At 64.0% G+C, this 16,012-nt stretch carries 16 protein-coding genes; 9 read left to right on the top strand and 7 right to left on the bottom strand.

What is annotated here, in order from left to right; translation table 11 throughout:
* Nucleotides 1–139 precede the first annotated feature (139 nt).
* On the top strand, nt 140–802 hold the full coding sequence (trhA, locus tag M1E07_RS06890) for a PAQR family membrane homeostasis protein TrhA (RefSeq protein WP_461190343.1): 663 nt from the start codon (nt 140–142) through the stop codon (nt 800–802).
* 96 nt (nt 803–898) lie between these two features.
* On the opposite strand, the gene M1E07_RS06885 is transcribed toward trhA, so the two are convergent.
* Together M1E07_RS06885 and mca are read right to left on the bottom strand one after the other, a co-directional pair.
* Nucleotides 899–1,279 carry a hypothetical protein gene (locus M1E07_RS06885; RefSeq protein WP_461189510.1) on the bottom strand — a complete coding sequence of 127 codons (381 nt, stop codon included), beginning with the start codon at nt 1,277–1,279 and terminating at the stop codon, nt 899–901.
* A 98-nt stretch (nt 1,280–1,377) separates the two neighbouring features.
* Nucleotides 1,378–2,283, bottom strand: coding sequence for a mycothiol conjugate amidase Mca (gene mca, locus M1E07_RS06880; protein WP_461189509.1), 906 nt, complete (start codon nt 2,281–2,283; stop codon nt 1,378–1,380).
* 130 nt (nt 2,284–2,413) lie between these two features.
* On the opposite strand from mca, the gene M1E07_RS06875 reads away from it, so the two are divergent.
* Together M1E07_RS06875 and greA are read left to right on the top strand one after the other, a co-directional pair.
* Nucleotides 2,414–2,878 carry a DUF4307 domain-containing protein gene (locus M1E07_RS06875; RefSeq protein ID WP_461189508.1) on the top strand — a complete coding sequence of 155 codons (465 nt, stop codon included), beginning with the start codon at nt 2,414–2,416 and terminating at the stop codon, nt 2,876–2,878.
* A 157-nt stretch (nt 2,879–3,035) separates the two neighbouring features.
* Nucleotides 3,036–3,530, top strand: coding sequence for a transcription elongation factor GreA (gene greA, locus M1E07_RS06870; protein WP_461189507.1), 495 nt, complete (start codon nt 3,036–3,038; stop codon nt 3,528–3,530).
* A gap of 66 nt (nt 3,531–3,596) precedes the next feature.
* Here the strand turns inward: greA and M1E07_RS06865 are convergent, their stop codons facing one another.
* The 4 genes from M1E07_RS06865 to M1E07_RS06850 are packed head-to-tail and all read right to left on the bottom strand — an operon-like array spanning nt 3,597 to nt 7,810.
* A complete protein-coding gene (locus tag M1E07_RS06865) occupies nt 3,597–4,217 on the bottom strand; it encodes a rhomboid family intramembrane serine protease (protein ID WP_461189506.1) in 621 nt (206 codons plus the stop codon).
* 8 nt (nt 4,218–4,225) lie between these two features.
* Nucleotides 4,226–5,464: a threonine ammonia-lyase gene (ilvA, locus tag M1E07_RS06860; protein ID WP_461189505.1), complete on the bottom strand. Its 1,239-nt coding sequence runs from the start codon at nt 5,462–5,464 to the stop codon at nt 4,226–4,228.
* A gap of 3 nt (nt 5,465–5,467) precedes the next feature.
* Nucleotides 5,468–6,811 (bottom strand): AI-2E family transporter, encoded by a 1,344-nt coding sequence (locus tag M1E07_RS06855; protein ID WP_461189504.1) that lies wholly within the window; start codon nt 6,809–6,811, stop codon nt 5,468–5,470.
* 39 nt (nt 6,812–6,850) lie between these two features.
* Nucleotides 6,851–7,810, bottom strand: a complete 960-nt coding sequence (locus M1E07_RS06850; RefSeq protein WP_461189503.1) for an aldose 1-epimerase family protein — start codon at nt 7,808–7,810, stop codon at nt 6,851–6,853.
* A gap of 134 nt (nt 7,811–7,944) precedes the next feature.
* On the opposite strand from M1E07_RS06850, the gene galT reads away from it, so the two are divergent.
* Nucleotides 7,945–9,105, top strand: a complete 1,161-nt coding sequence (galT, locus tag M1E07_RS06845; RefSeq protein ID WP_461189502.1) for a galactose-1-phosphate uridylyltransferase — start codon at nt 7,945–7,947, stop codon at nt 9,103–9,105.
* A complete protein-coding gene (gene galK / locus M1E07_RS06840) occupies nt 9,102–10,289 on the top strand; it encodes a galactokinase (RefSeq protein WP_461189501.1) in 1,188 nt (395 codons plus the stop codon). Before galT ends, galK begins: the two co-directional genes overlap by 4 nt.
* Nucleotides 10,290–10,386: 97 nt before the next feature.
* Here galK and M1E07_RS06835 read toward each other — a convergent pair whose 3' ends face one another.
* Nucleotides 10,387–11,334 (bottom strand): Bax inhibitor-1/YccA family protein, encoded by a 948-nt coding sequence (locus M1E07_RS06835; RefSeq protein WP_461189500.1) that lies wholly within the window; start codon nt 11,332–11,334, stop codon nt 10,387–10,389.
* Between the two features lie 486 nt (nt 11,335–11,820).
* Here M1E07_RS06835 and M1E07_RS06830 point away from each other — a divergent pair, with 486 nt between their 5' ends.
* From M1E07_RS06830 to M1E07_RS06815, 4 genes are read left to right on the top strand one after another with little or no spacing between them, the layout of a single operon-like run.
* Nucleotides 11,821–13,116: a branched-chain amino acid ABC transporter permease gene (locus tag M1E07_RS06830; protein ID WP_461189499.1), complete on the top strand. Its 1,296-nt coding sequence runs from the start codon at nt 11,821–11,823 to the stop codon at nt 13,114–13,116.
* Between the two features lie 9 nt (nt 13,117–13,125).
* The gene (locus tag M1E07_RS06825) at nt 13,126–14,094 is read left to right on the top strand and encodes a branched-chain amino acid ABC transporter permease (protein WP_461189498.1); all 969 of its coding nucleotides are present in this window, start codon (nt 13,126–13,128) and stop codon (nt 14,092–14,094) included.
* Complete coding sequence (locus M1E07_RS06820; protein ID WP_461189497.1) at nt 14,091–15,185, top strand: ABC transporter ATP-binding protein; 1,095 nt, start codon at nt 14,091–14,093, stop codon at nt 15,183–15,185. Before M1E07_RS06825 ends, M1E07_RS06820 begins: the two co-directional genes overlap by 4 nt.
* Entirely contained in the window at nt 15,182–15,955 is a 774-nt protein-coding gene (locus tag M1E07_RS06815; protein WP_461189496.1) for an ABC transporter ATP-binding protein, read from the top strand. Before M1E07_RS06820 ends, M1E07_RS06815 begins: the two co-directional genes overlap by 4 nt.
* Nucleotides 15,956–16,012 lie beyond the last annotated feature (57 nt).

The raw sequence follows: 16,012 nt of genomic DNA, 5'->3' as shown, positions 1-16,012 counted from the left end.
TTACTGACCGGTAACTTACCGGGCCGTAAGTTATTCTGGAGCCATGAACAGCGACACCCCGGACGCTCCCCGGACGCCGCGGCCCCAGGACAATCCAGGCGCGGAAGCCAGCGCGGAAACGAACGCCAACACAACCGCTATGGACGAGGCGGCCGTCCGCCTTGCCGAGCTCCTGATGATCAAACCGAAGTGGCGCGGCTGGATCCACACTCTGACGGCTCCGCTGGCACTTGCGGCGGGGATTGTCCTCGTGCTGCTGGCTCCGACGGCCGACCGCAAGATTACGTCGGCCATCTACGCGGCCACCGGCGTGCTGCTGTTCGGTGTCAGCGCTGTGTACCACCGTGGCAACTGGTCGCCGGGGGTGAAGATGGTGCTCAAGCGGCTGGACCATACAAACATCATGCTGGTCATCGCCGGCAGCTACACGCCGCTGGCCTGGACCCTCCTTGAACGGCCCCAGGCCGTCCTGTTGCTGTGGGTCATTTGGTCCGGCGCCATTCTGGGGGTGCTGTTCCGGCTGCTCTGGACCGAGGCGCCGCGCTGGCTCTACGTTCCGATCTACATCGCCCTGGGCTGCGGTGCGCTCTTCTACCTGCCGCAGTTCTTCCAGGCCAACGCCCCCGCCGCCGTCCTCATCTGCGTGGGCGGAGCCCTGTACATAACTGGTGCCGTCTTTTACGCCCTCAAAAAGCCGAACTTCAGCTACCACCACTTTGGCTTCCATGAGCTCTTCCACGCCTTGACCGTGGTGGCCTTCGCTTCGCATTTCACAGCCATTGCCCTGGCAGTGCTGAGCTAGGTGCAGTATCTCCAGGCCAGCAGTGGTGTCCCGGCTGCCTGAGATGCCCGCCAAGGCGCCGGAGACCGCATAGGAAGAACGGGAGCCGGGACGGCTCTAGTGCCGGCGGTTTCCGGGATCGACGTCCGCGCCGCCGTCGGACGGGCCCTGGTAGGACTCCCCAACCACCGGCCCGGCAGCAGGGCCTTCCGCCGCGAAACCTGCATCTGCGGAGCCTGCCTCTGCGGCTTCCGCAGCTTCGATATCTGCAGCAGAGGCTGCGGCAATGCGCTCCTCCTCCACCTGGGCACGGTAACGGACCCGGCGGATGCGCCGCACCATGTCCACAATGAGCAGGGCGGTGGCCGCCACAAAAAATGCCGTCATGATGAATCCCAGCAGGCCCGGCGTTACCTGGTCCTCGGAAATCCCCTCACGAAGGGAAGGTGTGGGCAGGGGCGAGGGGGTGGTAGCCAGGCTGAGGAGTAGACGATGCACGGTGAATACCTTCTATGGAACGGGTGTCAGCAGGCAGCAGATACGGCGGCCCAAGTCCGGCCACCTCTTCTACGCGGCATAGAAATTGCCTGCCGCTTCTATCTTAGCCCCGCGAACAGGTCCTTCTCCGGGAGCACGGAGGGGACCCTGGACTGGATCAGCGAGTAGTCTTCCCAAGGCCACGCCCGGCGCTGCATTTCCGGGGAGACGGCAAAGAAGAACCCCAGCGGGTCCACCTGTGTACGGTGCGCCCGCAGGGCGTCGTCGCGCACTTCAAAGAAGTCTCCGCAGTCCACCTGCGTGGTGGTGGGGTGGGATGCCGGCGGCGGCGTGTGGCCTTCGGCGTCGGACTCCAGCCACGCGGCGAGCCGCTCGGCGTACGGGGACTGGAGGCCTGCCTCCTCCAGGGCGAAGTGAAGGGCACGGAACCGCTCCGGGCTGAAGGCCCGGTCGTAGTACAGCTTGCCCGGTTCCCAGGGTTCACCTGCGTCCGGATAACGCGCCGGATCACCGGCAGCATCGAAGGCCTCAACAGCAACCCGGTGGGCCATGATGTGGTCCGGGTGCGGATAGCCGCCATTTTCGTCATAGCTGAGGATGACGTGGGGCTTAAAGGAGCGGACCAGGCGCACCAGCGGGGCAGCCGCGTGGTGAAGCGGCAGGGTGGCGAAGGATCCGGCAGGCAGCGGCGGAAGCGGATCACCTTCCGGCAGGCCCGAATCCACGAAGCCCAGCCATCGCTGCTTGATGCCCAGGATCCTGGCGGCCCGTTCCATCTCCAGCCGCCGGGCACCGGCCATGTCCCGTTTGGGATGGGGCTCGCCTTCCACGGCCGGGTTCTGGATGTCCCCCCGTGAGCCGTCGGTGCAGGTGGCCACCATAACGTCCACCCCGGACGCTGCATACATGGCCATCGTGGCGGCACCCTTGCTGGATTCGTCGTCGGGGTGGGCATGGACGGCGAGCAGCCGGAGCGGTGCGTGGGAGTTGCTGGACGCTGTCATGGAAGGACGGCTCCTTATTCTTCTGGCGGCTTGATGGCTGCTGAACGGTTCGCTGTGCGGGCGGGCGCTTCAAGGCCTGCTGTGCCGTCGGCCGGGAAAGCTCCGGCGGAAGGGGCACTAAACTGGTTAGGTGACCTCCCCGGAACAGTCGGCCGATTCCGAGCCCGCGAACACTAGCCTAGCCAATCGTTATGGTGCTAAAAAGCGCCGGCTCTCCCCTGCCGCCAAGCGCACCATCGGAGGTGTGGCCCTGGCCGCAGGCATCGGTTTTATGGCCTGGGTTTCCACGTCGAACTCCCTCAACGACGTCAGCTTTAAGGACATTGGCTACGTCACGACGGACGCCACGCTGGCCGAGGTTGACTTCCAAGTGACCAGGGAACACGGGATCCCGGTGCAATGTGCCATTAAGGCTTTGGATTCGAAGTACGCCGTGGTGGGGTGGAAAGTTGTGGACATTCCTCCTTCGGAGGCCGATGGAACAGCCGACGGCGGGCGTACGGTTTCACAGCGGGTGCCGGTCAGGACCGAGTCACTGTCCGTATCCGGCGTGGTGGACAGCTGCTGGATCCCCGACGACCAAGCTGGCGGCTAGGCTCGGAAGATGTGATACAGGCCGCTTCCTTGTTGGGTTAAATTCATAGGATTGACTACAATGGAGCAATACCTTCACCCCGCTGAGCTGGTTACTGTTCCACAAGTGGCCACCGTGGCGGGGTCTTTTGCATGTAGGACCATTAGAGGAGAAGTCCGTGTCTACCACCAACAGCGCAGCTGCAGCCTGGCTTACCCAGGAAGCTTTTGACCGCCTGAAGGCAGAGCTGGACCACCTTTCCGGCCCTGGCCGGGCAGAGATCGTCCAAAAAATTGAAGCAGCCCGGCAAGAGGGTGACCTCAAGGAAAACGGCGGTTACCACGCCGCCAAGGAGGAGCAGGGCAAGATCGAGGCGCGCATCCGCCAGCTGACTGCCCTGCTTCGGGACGCCCATGTGGGCGAGTCTCCGGCAGACGACGGGATCGTTGAGCCCGGAATGATCGTGGTCGCCAGGATCGCCGGTGACGAAGAGACCTTCCTGCTCGGTTCCCGCGAAATCGCAGGCGACTCAGATCTTGACGTATTCAGCGAGAAGTCTCCGCTGGGTGCAGCCATCCTTGGCCACAAGGAAGGCGACACCTTGAGCTACACCGCGCCCAACGGCAAGGACATCAAAGTTGAGATCCTTTCAGCCAAGCCGTACGCCGCATAGTCCTAAGCCTTAACAAAACGCTGGCCGCCCCCGGGGCGGCCAGCGTTTTGTTTTAAGGACTCGACTTCAGGACTTCGTGCCTGCTGCTCCTTTGCGGGGCCTCAGGAGCAGCGCGGCCACCACTCCGCCGGCAGCACCGCCGAGGTGCGCCTGCCAGGAGACGAAGCCGGAGACCAGGGGGAGGATGCCCAGCAGGATGCTGCCGTAGCCCATGAACAGCACAACTGCCAGGAGGATCTGCCGCCAGCTGTGGTTGAAAAAGCCGCGGACCAGCAGGAAGGCGAACAGCCCAAAGACCAGGCCGGAGGCCCCCACCGTGATGCCGCCGTTCCCGATCAGCCAGACCGTGAGCCCGGAGCCGAGCCAGCTGAAGGCCAGCGCCGTCAGGAAAACCCGCAGTCCGGACAGAAAGACCAGGAAGCCGAAAATTATCAGCGGAAGGCTGTTGGACAGCAAGTGGTTCAGGTTTGCATGCAGGAGCGGGAAGGTGAAGATGTCCAGCAGCCCGTCGGCGCTTCTGGGCCGCAGACCATACGTCCGGTTCAGCGAGCGCAGCATCAGCGCGTTGAACAGTTCGATGGCGAACAGGAGGGCCACGAAGCCGCCAAGCACCAGCAGTCCGCCCTTTGCCCGGGCGGCGATGGTCCGCCGCTCCCCGAAGCCTTCGTTGCCCATCAGTCCGGCCATGGTCCCTCCTAGTGCACCACGATTGGCTGGAAACCCTCGGCGCGGAGCGCGCTGAGGACCTGCTCGCCGTGCTGGTGGCCCTTGGTTTCCAGGTTGACAGTAATGGAGACGTCGCCCATGCTGATGGACCCGCCCACCCGTGTGTGGTCCAGGCCGGTGACGTTGGCGTCGTTCTCGGCGATGATCCGGGCGATGGTGGCAAGCGAACCCGGACGGTCGTCCAGCATCATGCGGACGGTCATATAGCGACCGGCGGCGGAGAGGCCCCGCTGGATGACTTTGAGCATCAGCATGGGGTCGATGTTTCCGCCGGACAAGACCACTGCCGTGGTTCCGGGATTCTCGATCTTGCCGTCCATGAGGGCGGCCACGCCCACAGCGCCGGCGGGCTCCACCACCATCTTTGCCCGCTCCAGCAGGAAGATCAGCGCACGCGCCAGGGAGTCTTCGCTAACCGTTACGACGTCGTCCACCAGCTCGCGGATGATGCTGAAGGGAAGCTGTCCCGGGCGTCCGACCGCGATGCCGTCGGCCATGGTGGACACCTTTTTCAACGGCACCAGTGCATCAGCGGCGAGTGAGGGCGGGTAGGCCGCGGCGTTCTCCGCCTGCACGCCGATGATGCGGATCTCCCGGCCCAGTTCCTTGGCCCGGGCTTTAATGGCGACGGCGACACCCGCCAAGAGCCCGCCGCCCCCTACACCCATGAGGACGGTGTCAACGTTGGGCACCTGTTCCAGGATTTCGAGTCCCAGCGTGCCTTGACCTGCGACGACGTCCACGTTGTCGAACGGGTGGACGAAGACGGTTCCGGTCTCATTGCTGTACCGCTGCGCCTCGGCGAGCGCCTCGTCGACATTGTGCCCGTGGAGAATGACTTCTGCTCCATGGCCGCGGGTGGCAGCCAGTTTGGGCAGGGCCACGCCCAGCGGCATGTAAATCCGGGCTTTGATGCCCAGGCTCTTGGCGGCTACGGCAACACCTTGGGCGTGGTTGCCCGCAGATGCCGCTACCACGCCCCGCTTCTTTTCTTCCTCGGACAAACGCGCCATCCGCACGTACGCGCCGCGAACCTTGAATGATCCCGCCCGCTGGAGGTTTTCGCACTTGAGATAGACGTCGCCACCGACGAGCGCGCCCAGGGCCCGTGATGATTCCACCGGGGTCCGCGCAATAATCCCGTCGAGCAGCTTCTGCGCCTCCAGGACATCGTCCAGCGTGACGGGAAGGGTTTCAAGGATGTTCACGGACTATTCTCCTCTGGATTTCGGCCCCGGCGCCGCGTCGTTGGAACGGGCGCCAGGTTGTTCTGCGTCGGTGCTGGCTGCGGCGTCCTCGCCGCCTTTGAGGGCGTCCGGCGGGTCAACGCGGGTAATGGTGTTGTCCGGGCCGGCGCCGGCAGCCACCGAGCCTGCAGGTGATGCCAACACCTGTTCATGTTCCCACGTTCTGGCGGCGATGTAGCGAATGGCCGAATTTGCGACGGCCAGGATGGGCACTGAGAACAGCGCTCCCGGAATCCCGGCCAGGTAGGAGCCTGCCGCTACCGACAGGATCACTGCCACCGGATGCAGGGCCACCGCCTTGCCCATCACCAGCGGCTGAAGGATGTGGCTCTCCAACTGCTGGACCAGCAGCACGATGCCGAGCATGACCAGGGCGTTGATGGGGCCGTTGGCCACCAGCGCGAGCAACACTGCAATGGCCCCGGTCACCAGGGCGCCGACGATCGGGATAAACGAACCGATAAACACGAGCACACTCAGGGGCAGGGCCAGCGGGACGCCGATAATCGCCGCACCGAGGCCGATGCCCACTGCATCCACAAACGCAACAAACATCTGGATGCGGGCATAACTGACCATCGAGGCCCAGCCTTTGCGTCCGGCGCCCAACGTCGCAGCCCGCGCCTTCCGGGGCAGCAGCCGGACGAGGAAAGCCCAGATCCGGTCGCCTTCCAGCAGGAAAAAGATGAGGACGAAGAGCGCGAGGACCAGTCCCGCCGCGAAATGCCCTGCGGTGCTGCCGAAGGACAGTGCACCGCTGAGGATACTGCTGGTGTTGTCCTGCAGAGCCGTGCTGGCGTCCTGCAGGTACTTATCGATCTGGTCGGCCGTCAGGTGAAGGGGCCCCTCGGACAACCAGTTCTGTATCTGCCGGATGCCGGCCAGCGCTTCAGACCAGAGTTCCCCGAAGCCGGCCACGAGTTGCCTGCCCACCAGCGCCAGTGATCCCCCGATCAGGCCCAGGAAGCCGAGCACGGTGATCGCCACAGCTGCCCCGCCGGGCACCCTGCCCCGTTTGAGCCAGCCCACCACCGGGCTGAGGAGGCCGGCCAGGAGAGCGGCGACCATCACCGGGATGATGAGGAAACTGATCCCCCTCAGCAGCCACACCAGTGCGCCGCCCACAAGGAGGATGAGTCCCAGGCGCCAGGCCCAGGATGCGGCGATGCGCACTCCGTAGGGAATGTCCTTATCCAGTTCACGGTCCGTCAGAACCCGCAGTGGCGGGGTTGCGTTGGGTGGTGCAGCGGATGGTTGCAGTAATGGGGGTTGAGGGTCGGGCGAAACGGGATCCTCGGCTGGCGTCATAGCCTAATAATTCCCCAGCCATGGCCCAATGGGAAACTGCTAGCCGGCGGCGCCGGAACGGTAGTCGATCCCCCACGACATAGTGAAGGATTCACCCGGCTGTACCCAGCGGAGGCCGTCGCCGGAGTTGAAGGCGTTGGCGGGACCGGTCATGGGTTCAACAGCCACCGCGCGGCTGCGGCCGGGGTACTGCGTACTTACGTAGACGTGGACGTACTGGCAGGATTCGTCCTGCCAGAGGCTCACCTGCCGGCCGTCCTGTGCCGCCAGCGTGTGACGCGCCTTGCCCCCATCGAATTGCAGCCCGGTAAGGGCGACGTCCACGTTCAGCGGCGCAATGTGCAGCCCTGCCCGGAAGTCGGTGTCGCCCTTGACCGGAGCACTGCTGCGCGGAATCATGCGCTCGTCAGCCAGTAACTGGGTGTCCGCGGAAACAGTCAGCACCAGTTCCTCAACGGCGGTGTCCCCCAGGCGCAGGTACGGGTGGGCCCCGAGGACCAACGGCGCGGGCGACTTGGCGTCGTTCGCCAGCGTCTGGCGGACCACTAGGCCGAGGTCTTCGGTGAGGAGGTACTGCACCCGGTGGCGCGCCAGGAACGGGTAACCGTGCTGGGGAAAGATGGTGGCCTCGAGCGTGACTGAATGCTCGGACTCGTCAACCAGAGTGTAGGAGGCGTTACGCAGGAGCCCGTGGCTGGCGTTGTTCCGGGCAACCTCGGTGATGGCAAGCTGCTGCTTCCTGCCGTCCAGGAACCACTTGCCGTCTTCGACGCGATTGGCCCAGGGCGCAAGCGTAATCCCTGACCCACCGGGCGGAATTTCGTCGTCGCCGTAGGTTTCCGTCAGCTGGACGCCTGCCCTGCTGAACAGGCGGAGGCCGGCTGCCAGTTCGGTGACCACTGCCAAAGCGTCTCCCCGCCGGAGTTCGTACTGCCGGCCGGTCGCGTATGCCCGGTAGCCTGAAGCGACGCTGGTTTCAAGGGGTGAATCGGAAGTCATGAGCAATACCGTACAGCGCTGCCCCTGCTCCCGCACCCAGACGTTTTTGTTATGTTTTGTTTGCTTCTATTCCTTTTTGCGCGGCCTATGGCACAATATTGTTAGGTTGCAGCAACACCCAGAGGACGGAATCGATGACGGGAATCACAAACACCAGGCTCTCCGACGGCAGGGAGCTGATCTACTTTGACGACGCCCACGCTCCCAAAGCGCGGACTGCGGACACCATCACGGACCACCGTGGCCTGCCTCCCAGGGGCGAGCCGGGTGAAGTCCGTTTCGATGCCCTCACCGATGAATGGGTGGCGGTGGCAGCGCACCGCCAAAGCCGGACACATCTGCCACCGGCGGACCAGTGCCCCATCTGCCCCACCAGCGCCACCAATCCATCGGAGATACCGGCTGGCGACTACGACGTTGTGGTGTTCGAGAACCGCTTCCCGTCCCTCGGCCCGGCTCTCGGGGCGGTCCCGGCGGAAGCGGCCTGGGGAACGACGGGTCCGGCTTATGGCCGCTGCGAGGTGGTGGCGTTCACCCCGGACCATACCGGGTCCTTCAGCGGCCTGAGCGAGGCCCGCTCCCGCACAGTGATTGAGGCATGGGCGCAACGCACCGAAGCCCTGAGCGCACTCCCCGGGATCAAACAGGTCTTCCCCTTCGAAAACCGCGGCGCGGATATCGGCGTTACCCTCCACCATCCGCACGGCCAGATTTATGCTTATCCCTACGTAACTCCGCGCGCAGGAGTACTGGGCGCCGCTGCCCGGAAGTTTTACGATGCGGCGGACGGCCGGGAGACCCTCACGGGCTCGTTGCTGCGCTCCGAACGCCAGGACGGCAGCCGGATGGTTATGGAAGGCGAAAACTTCAGCGCCTACGTTCCGTTTGCTGCCCGCTGGCCGCTTGAAATCCACCTGGTTCCCCACCGCCACGTTCCCGATTTGGCGGCGCTCAGCGGTGAGGAAAAGGATGAACTGGCGTATGTCTACCTTGACCTGCTTAAACGGCTGGACGCGCTCTACCCCACGCCCACGCCGTATATCTCCGCGTGGCACCAGGCCCCGCTGGATCCACTGCTGCGTCCCGCCAGCTACCTCCACCTCCAGCTGACCTCACCGCGGCGGGCGGCCGACAAGTTGAAGTTCCTCGCGGGCTCGGAGGCAGCCATGGGCGCCTTTATCAATGACACCACCCCGGAAGGTGTCGCCGAGCGCCTTCGCGGCGTCACCGTTCCAGCTTCAACACCCTCCCCCGCTGCCTTCCAGGCAGCCCTGCGCGAAGGAGCCCCCGCTTGAGTGCCGCATCAGACCCGCTAACCACACCGGAACCCACCGGTGCCGAGGATCTGGCCACTCGGTTCACCCGGGAGTTCGGCGGGGTTCCCGCCGGCATCTGGCAGGCACCGGGACGCGTGAACCTGATCGGGGAGCATACGGACTACAACGAGGGATTTGTCCTGCCCTTCGCGATCGACCGGTCCGCCCGCGTGGCGGTGGCACCGCGCCCTGACAAGTCCATACGGCTTTTGTCCACCTACGGTGACCAGGGCGTGGTGACTACCTCGCTGGATTCCCTGCAGCCCGGTTCAGCCAAGGGCTGGACCAAGTACCCGCTGGGCGTCATATGGGCGCTCCGTCAGCGGGGCATTGACGTGCCGGGCGTAGACCTGCTGCTGGACTCGAACGTCCCGCTCGGCGCTGGACTTTCCTCCTCCCACGCCATCGAATGCGCCGTTATCTCCGCACTGAATGAACTGACCGGTGCCGGGCTTCAGGCGGAGGACATGGTCCTGGCCACTCAGCAGGCCGAAAACGATTTCGTGGGGGCACCCACGGGGATTATGGACCAGTCCGCCTCGTTGCGCGGGTCGAAGGGCCACGCCGTCTTCCTGGATTGCAGGGACCAAAACGTCAGCCTGGTCCCGTTCGAAACGGAGCCGGCAGGCCTGGTGATGCTGGTCATCGACACCAAGGTGTCCCACTCCCATGCTGACGGCGGCTACGCGTCCCGGCGCGCGTCCTGCGAGCTGGGCGCTGAGGTGCTGGGCGTTAAGGCACTGCGGGATGTCCAGGTAGCCGACCTGGAGGAAGCCTCCGGGCTGCTGGACGAAGTGACGTTCCACCGCGTGCGCCATGTGGTCACCGAGAATGACCGGGTCCTCCAGACCGTGGAGCTCCTCGCCGCCGACGGGCCGGCGTCGATCGGTGCCCTGCTGGACGCGAGCCACGCTTCCATGCGCGACGACTTCGAAATCTCCTGCCCCGAACTGGACCTCGCGGTGGAGGCTTCCCGGGCTAATGGAGCCATCGGCGCCCGGATGACCGGCGGAGGGTTTGGCGGCGCGGCGATCGCGCTGACCCCCGCCGCTGCCGAGCACAGGGTGCGCGACGCCGTCGCCAAGGCCTTCGCGGGGGCAGGCTACAAGGTGCCGGACATCTTCACGGTGTCTCCGGCAGCGGGAGCCCGGCGGACCGCTTAGCGCGTGTCTTCACAACCGTTTAACAGCTAAGGGCCCCACCGTGAGGTGGGGGCCCTTAGCTGTTACGAAAGTCCGACGGCGGGACCCGGCGTGGGTGTTATTCGTCCCCGCGCAGGATGGCCAGGAGTCGGATGATTTCCACGTAGAGCCATACCAGCGTCACCGTCAGGCCGAAGGCTGCAGTCCACGAGAAACGCTGCGGGGCTCCGCTGCGGACGCCTGCCTCGATGCTGGTGAAGTCCATGACCAACGAGAAGGCCGCGAGACCGATGGCCAGGATGCCGATGGCGATGCCGATGATGCCGCTTCGCAGCCCGAACGGCTCCGTGGTCAGGCCCGTTACCATCATGACGAGGTTCACCACGGAGAACAGCGCGTAGCCAACGATGGCGATCATAAAGAACTTCATGGCCTTCGGGGTGGCACGTACCTTGCCGCTCTTAAAGAGGAGGAGCGTCACGGTAAAGACGGACAACGTGCCGAGGACAGCCTGAAGCCCCACGCCCGGGTACATGGTGTCCAGGACCCGGGTGAGGCCACCGAGGAAGAGGCCTTCCAAACCTGCATAAGCAAGGATCAGTGCCGGCGAGGGCTGCTTCTTGAACGTGTTGACGAGCGCCAGCACGAAGCCGCCCAAGGCGCCGACGATCATCAGGAGTGACGCGAGGCCCATGCTGACGAACATTGTCACCGCGGCACCGACGAGCAGCACGCCGAGGCAGGCCGCTGTCTTGACGATGACGTCGTCGAAGGTCATCCGGCCGGTGTCGGCCGGGCCCGCTGCAGGCTGGTTGTACATCTGCTGCAGCTGCTCGTCAGTCATGTTCTGCGGCTGGGCGTTCCAGCCCTGCTGGCCGTACGGAGCCTGGCCGAAGCCCTGCTGGCCGTAGCCCTGCTGGCCGTACGGAGCCTGGCCGTAGGGCTGCTGGCCGTACGGAGCCTGGCCGTAAGGAGCGTTGCCGTAGGGAGCCTGCGGGACAGGCGGTGCCTGGGTGGCTCCACGGAAGCTCTTTCCGTTGAAGATCGGGTTGCCGCCAAGTGCCATTGCGGGATTCCTCCATGTATGGGATGTGTTCGTGAACCTTAAGGTTTACGCTACCAATTTTCACGTCGCTGCACCGCTAAAAGTTCCCTGCGTCCGCGGGTGCAACCCAACCGTGACGTGCTGAAGCCGCACGTTCGTTCCATGACGGAGTTCAGCAAGCAGTGGAGTCCTTCAGGAAGCACCAAGGCTCAACAAAGGTTTCCTGGCGCTCTCCTCAAGGAACGGCCCCACCACAGAGCGCAGTTGTTATCTGATCGCTATCCTGACGCCGCCAAACACGGCATTTATCGGTTCTTCCGCGCTGTAGCATAAGCCAAGCAGGGTGACGGAACTCACATGCGTGGCGGGTGCAGGGCGTTATGGCATCATCCCAGCCCTGCATCCGTTCGCACCGGCTGCAATGGCGCAGCCGAGACCGCCCCCCAAGTGGAGGTTTTCAATTTGAGAAGTACATCCCAAGGCCTGCCAGCCAAAGGACGCCGCGGGTTGCTGAGAATATTGGGAGCCATCAGCGCATCCATTCTGGCAATCCTCCTCGTGGCGGCCCCGGCATCCCAGGCCACTTCCCCCACACCGACACCATCCCCGTCGAACCAAACCTTCCAGAACAACATCAGCGGCTTCCTCCGCGACGATGCCCGCGCGCCACTGGCAGACGTGACCATCACTGCCACGAGCGGCGACTTCACCGGCACCGCCACATCGTCCGCGAACGGGTCCTGGAGCATCGGAGTACCCGAGCAAGGCACCTACACGGTGGAGCTGGACGAATCCACCCTGCCGGAGGGCATCACCTTGGCTGAGGGCCAGGAGAACCCCCGCGAGGTAACGTTCAGCCAGACGTCCAATCTGTCGGTGATCTTCGCCTTCGGCAAGGGCATCGTGGTCCAGCAGCAGGACTTTGGACAGAACCTGCTCAACCGCCTCGTGGCCGGCTTGAGTTTTGGCCTGCTCCTGGCGCTGGCATCCGTGGGACTCTCCCTCATCTTCGGTACGACCGGACTGACTAACTTTGCCCATGGCGAGATGGTCACCCTCGGTGCGGTGCTGGTGTTTGCCTTCAATGTGATGGGACTTCCGTTCTGGCTGGCCATCATCCTGTCACTGCTTGGCGGCGGGTTGTTCGGCTACGCCCAGGACAGGGGGCTGTGGCGGCCGCTGCGGCGCCGCGGCACGGGCCTGGTGCCCATGATGATCGTCAGCATCGGCCTCGCCCTTGCCGTCCGGTACGTTATCCAGTTCTTCTTCGGCGGCGCCACCCAGCAGCTGCCGTTCGCCCAAAGCCCGGAAATCCAGCTTGGCCCGGTATCCATATCACCCAACAACCTCTGGTCCCTGGGCATCAGTGCCGTGGTGATCGCCCTGATCGGCATTGTGCTGCTGAAAACCAGGCTGGGCAAAGCCACCCGGGCAGTAGCAGACAACCCCGCCCTCGCGGCGGCTTCGGGAATCGACGTGGACGGCGTGATCCGGCTCGTCTGGATCACCGGCGGCATGCTGGCTGCGCTTGGCGGTATCCTCTGGGCCTACTACCGTCCGGGCGTAACTTTCGACATGGGCTCCGCGATCCTGCTGCTGATCTTCGCCGGCGTAACCCTCGGCGGTCTCGGCACAGTCTTTGGCGCCCTGATCGGTTCCATCATCGTCGGCATCTTTGTGGAGCTGACCACTGTGTTCGGCCTCGCCGCCGACCTCAAATACGTGGGAGCACTGTTCATCATGATCGTTGTCCTCTTGTTCCGGCCGCAGGGAATCCTGGGCCGACGCGAGCGCGTGGGTTAGGAGACAGCCATGGACTTTGGATTTATTCTTGCCAGCGCCGCCGCTGAGATTTTCAGCCCGACGACGGCGGCCTACGCCCTGGCCGCCCTCGGCCTCGCCGTGCACTTCGGCTACTCCGGTTTGCTCAACTTCGGCCAGGCCGGCTTTATGGCGGTCGGAGCCTACGGCTTCGCCATTTCAACCCTCAGCTTCGGCGTCCCGTTCTTTGTGGGGCTGCTGATCGCTGTCGTTGCCTCAGCCATTTTTGCGCTGCTGCTCGGCATCCCCACACTGAGGCTGCGCGCCGACTACCTCGCCATCGTCACCATCGCGGCAGCGGAAATCGTGCGGTACGTCGTGACCACCAACCAGCTCACCTCGGTCACAGGATCGGCCAACGGCCTGGCAGCCTTCGAAGGCGGGTTCTACTCCATGAACCCGTTCCCGGAAGGCTCCTACTTCGGCATGAACAACCGCGACTTCTTCATCCGCGTGGTGGCCTGGGCGCTTGTCATCCTCTGCTGCACGCTTGTATGGCTGCTCATGCGCAGCCCGTGGGGCCGGGTGCTCAAAGGCATCCGTGAAGACGAGAACGCCGTACGTTCACTGGGCAAGAACGTCTACGCCTACAAGATGCAGGCCCTTATCATCGGCGGCGTACTGGGTGCCCTCGCCGGCATGGTCTTTACCCTCCCCCGGGGATCGGTGCAGCCGGCAAACTACGGAACGGAGCTCACGTTCTTCCTCTACACCTGCCTCCTGCTCGGTGGCATGGCCACCGTCCTCGGCCCGGTCATCGGCGCCATGATCTTCTGGGTGGTCCTTTCCCTGACCCAGGGGATCCTCTATGGCCTGATTGAGTCGGGTGCCGTCACGTGGCTCAACACGGTCCAGGCCGGGCAGTTGCGCTACATCCTGGTTGGCGTCGCCCTGATGCTGTTGATGATCTTCAGGCCACAGGGCGTCTTCGGAAACAAGAAGGAGCTGGCGTTCGCATGAGCAAGCACAGCGAAGAACCCACCACCACACGCGCCGGGGAACCGGACTACATGACCGACACCCGTCCCATCGCTGCCGGCGAAACCGGCCCCGGCTGCAAGAAACGGGACCCTATCGTCGTCGCCGAGAACGTCACCCGAAGCTTCGGTGGCATCAACGCGGTGGACGTCGAGTACCTGGAAATTCCCCGCCACAAAATAACGGCCTTGATCGGCCCCAACGGAGCCGGAAAAACCACGCTGTTCAACCTCCTGACCGGTTTTGATACGCCGAACAGCGGCAAGTGGCAGTTCGAAGGCCAGAGCCTGGCCGGGGTGTCCCCCTATAAGGTCGCCCGGATGGGAATGGTGCGCACGTTCCAGCTCACCAAGGTCATGGGCAAGCTCACCGTGATGGAGAACATGCGCCTCGGTGCTGCGAACCAGCCCGGCGAGAGCCTCGCCAAGGCCCTCTTCAAGGGCATCTGGGGCGGCAGGGAGAAACAGATTACCGCCGAGGCCGATGTCCTGCTCGAAAAGTTCAAGCTTGACGCCAAGAAGGACGATTACGCCGCTTCGCTTTCCGGCGGCCAGCGCAAGCTCCTGGAGATGGCCCGGTCCCTCATGGTCCGGCCCAAGCTGGTGATGCTTGATGAGCCAATGGCAGGTGTCAACCCGGCGTTGACGCAGTCCCTGCTCGATCACATCAAGAACCTCAAAGCCGAAGGCATGACGGTCCTCTTCGTCGAACACGACATGCACATGGTGCGGCACATCGCCGACTGGGTGGTGGTCATGGCCGAAGGCAAGGTAGTTGCGGAAGGTCCCCCGGGCGAAGTCATGAAAAACCCGGCGGTCATCGACGCTTACCTGGGCGCACACCATGACGTGGACCTTGGCGATTCCGAGGGCATCAAGGAACTTGCAGCCGAACTCGTGGCTGACGAAGAATCCATCGTGGGAACAGAGGATGCGGGCATTATCGCTGTCGACGTCGTGGCTGCAGAGGGCGGGAATCCCTCCCGTGGCGAGGATGGCCAGCCCCAACCTGAGCAACCGCGCGGCCGTCACGGAAGTACGGAGACCGGCACCACAGAGAAGGACAGCCAATGAGCAGCACCAGCCCAGCACCCGCCGCACAACCAGTCAGCGACAGCGACTCAGTGGTCAAGGTCACCGACCTGGTGGCCGGTTACCTTCCAGGCGTCAACATCCTGAACGGCTGCAGCATTGAAGCCCGCAAGGGTGAACTGATCGGCATCATCGGGCCCAATGGAGCCGGCAAGTCCACCCTGTTGAAAGCCATGTTCGGCCTCGTCAAGGTCCATTCCGGAACAGTGGTGGTGCGCGGGCAGGACATTACGGGCCTGAAAGCGAACAAGCTGGTGAGCCGGGGCGTAGGTTTCGTCCCGCAAACCAACAACGTCTTCGCCACCCTGACCATCGAGGAAAACCTGCAGATGGGCATGTTCCAGCGTCCCAAGGACTTCGCCGAGCGGTTCGACTTCGTCACCAGCCTGTTCCCTGAACTCGGCAAGCGGCGTGCTCAGCGGGCCGGTTCCCTGTCAGGAGGTGAGCGGCAGATGGTCGCGATGGGCAGGGCACTGATGATGGATCCGGCGGTGCTGTTGCTTGACGAGCCGTCTGCAGGCCTCTCCCCCGTCAAGCAGGATGAAACCTTCCTGCGCGTCCATGAAATCAACCGTGCCGGCGTCTCTGTGATCATGGTGGAGCAGAATGCCCGGCGTTGCCTGCAGATCTGCGACCGAGGCTACGTATTGGACCAGGGCCGGGATGCCTATACGGGCACCGGCCGTGAATTGATGAAGGACCCGAAGGTCATTCAGCTGTATCTGGGCACGCTGGCCGATACCGTCGAGTAGAAGCAAACGCGACACAAAGAGCCCCTGTCCGGTTGGACAGGGGCTCTTTGGTGTTTC

It is taken from the genome of Arthrobacter sp. Z4-13, from assembly GCF_054792705.1.
This window is presented reverse-complemented; position numbering and strand designations above follow the sequence as displayed.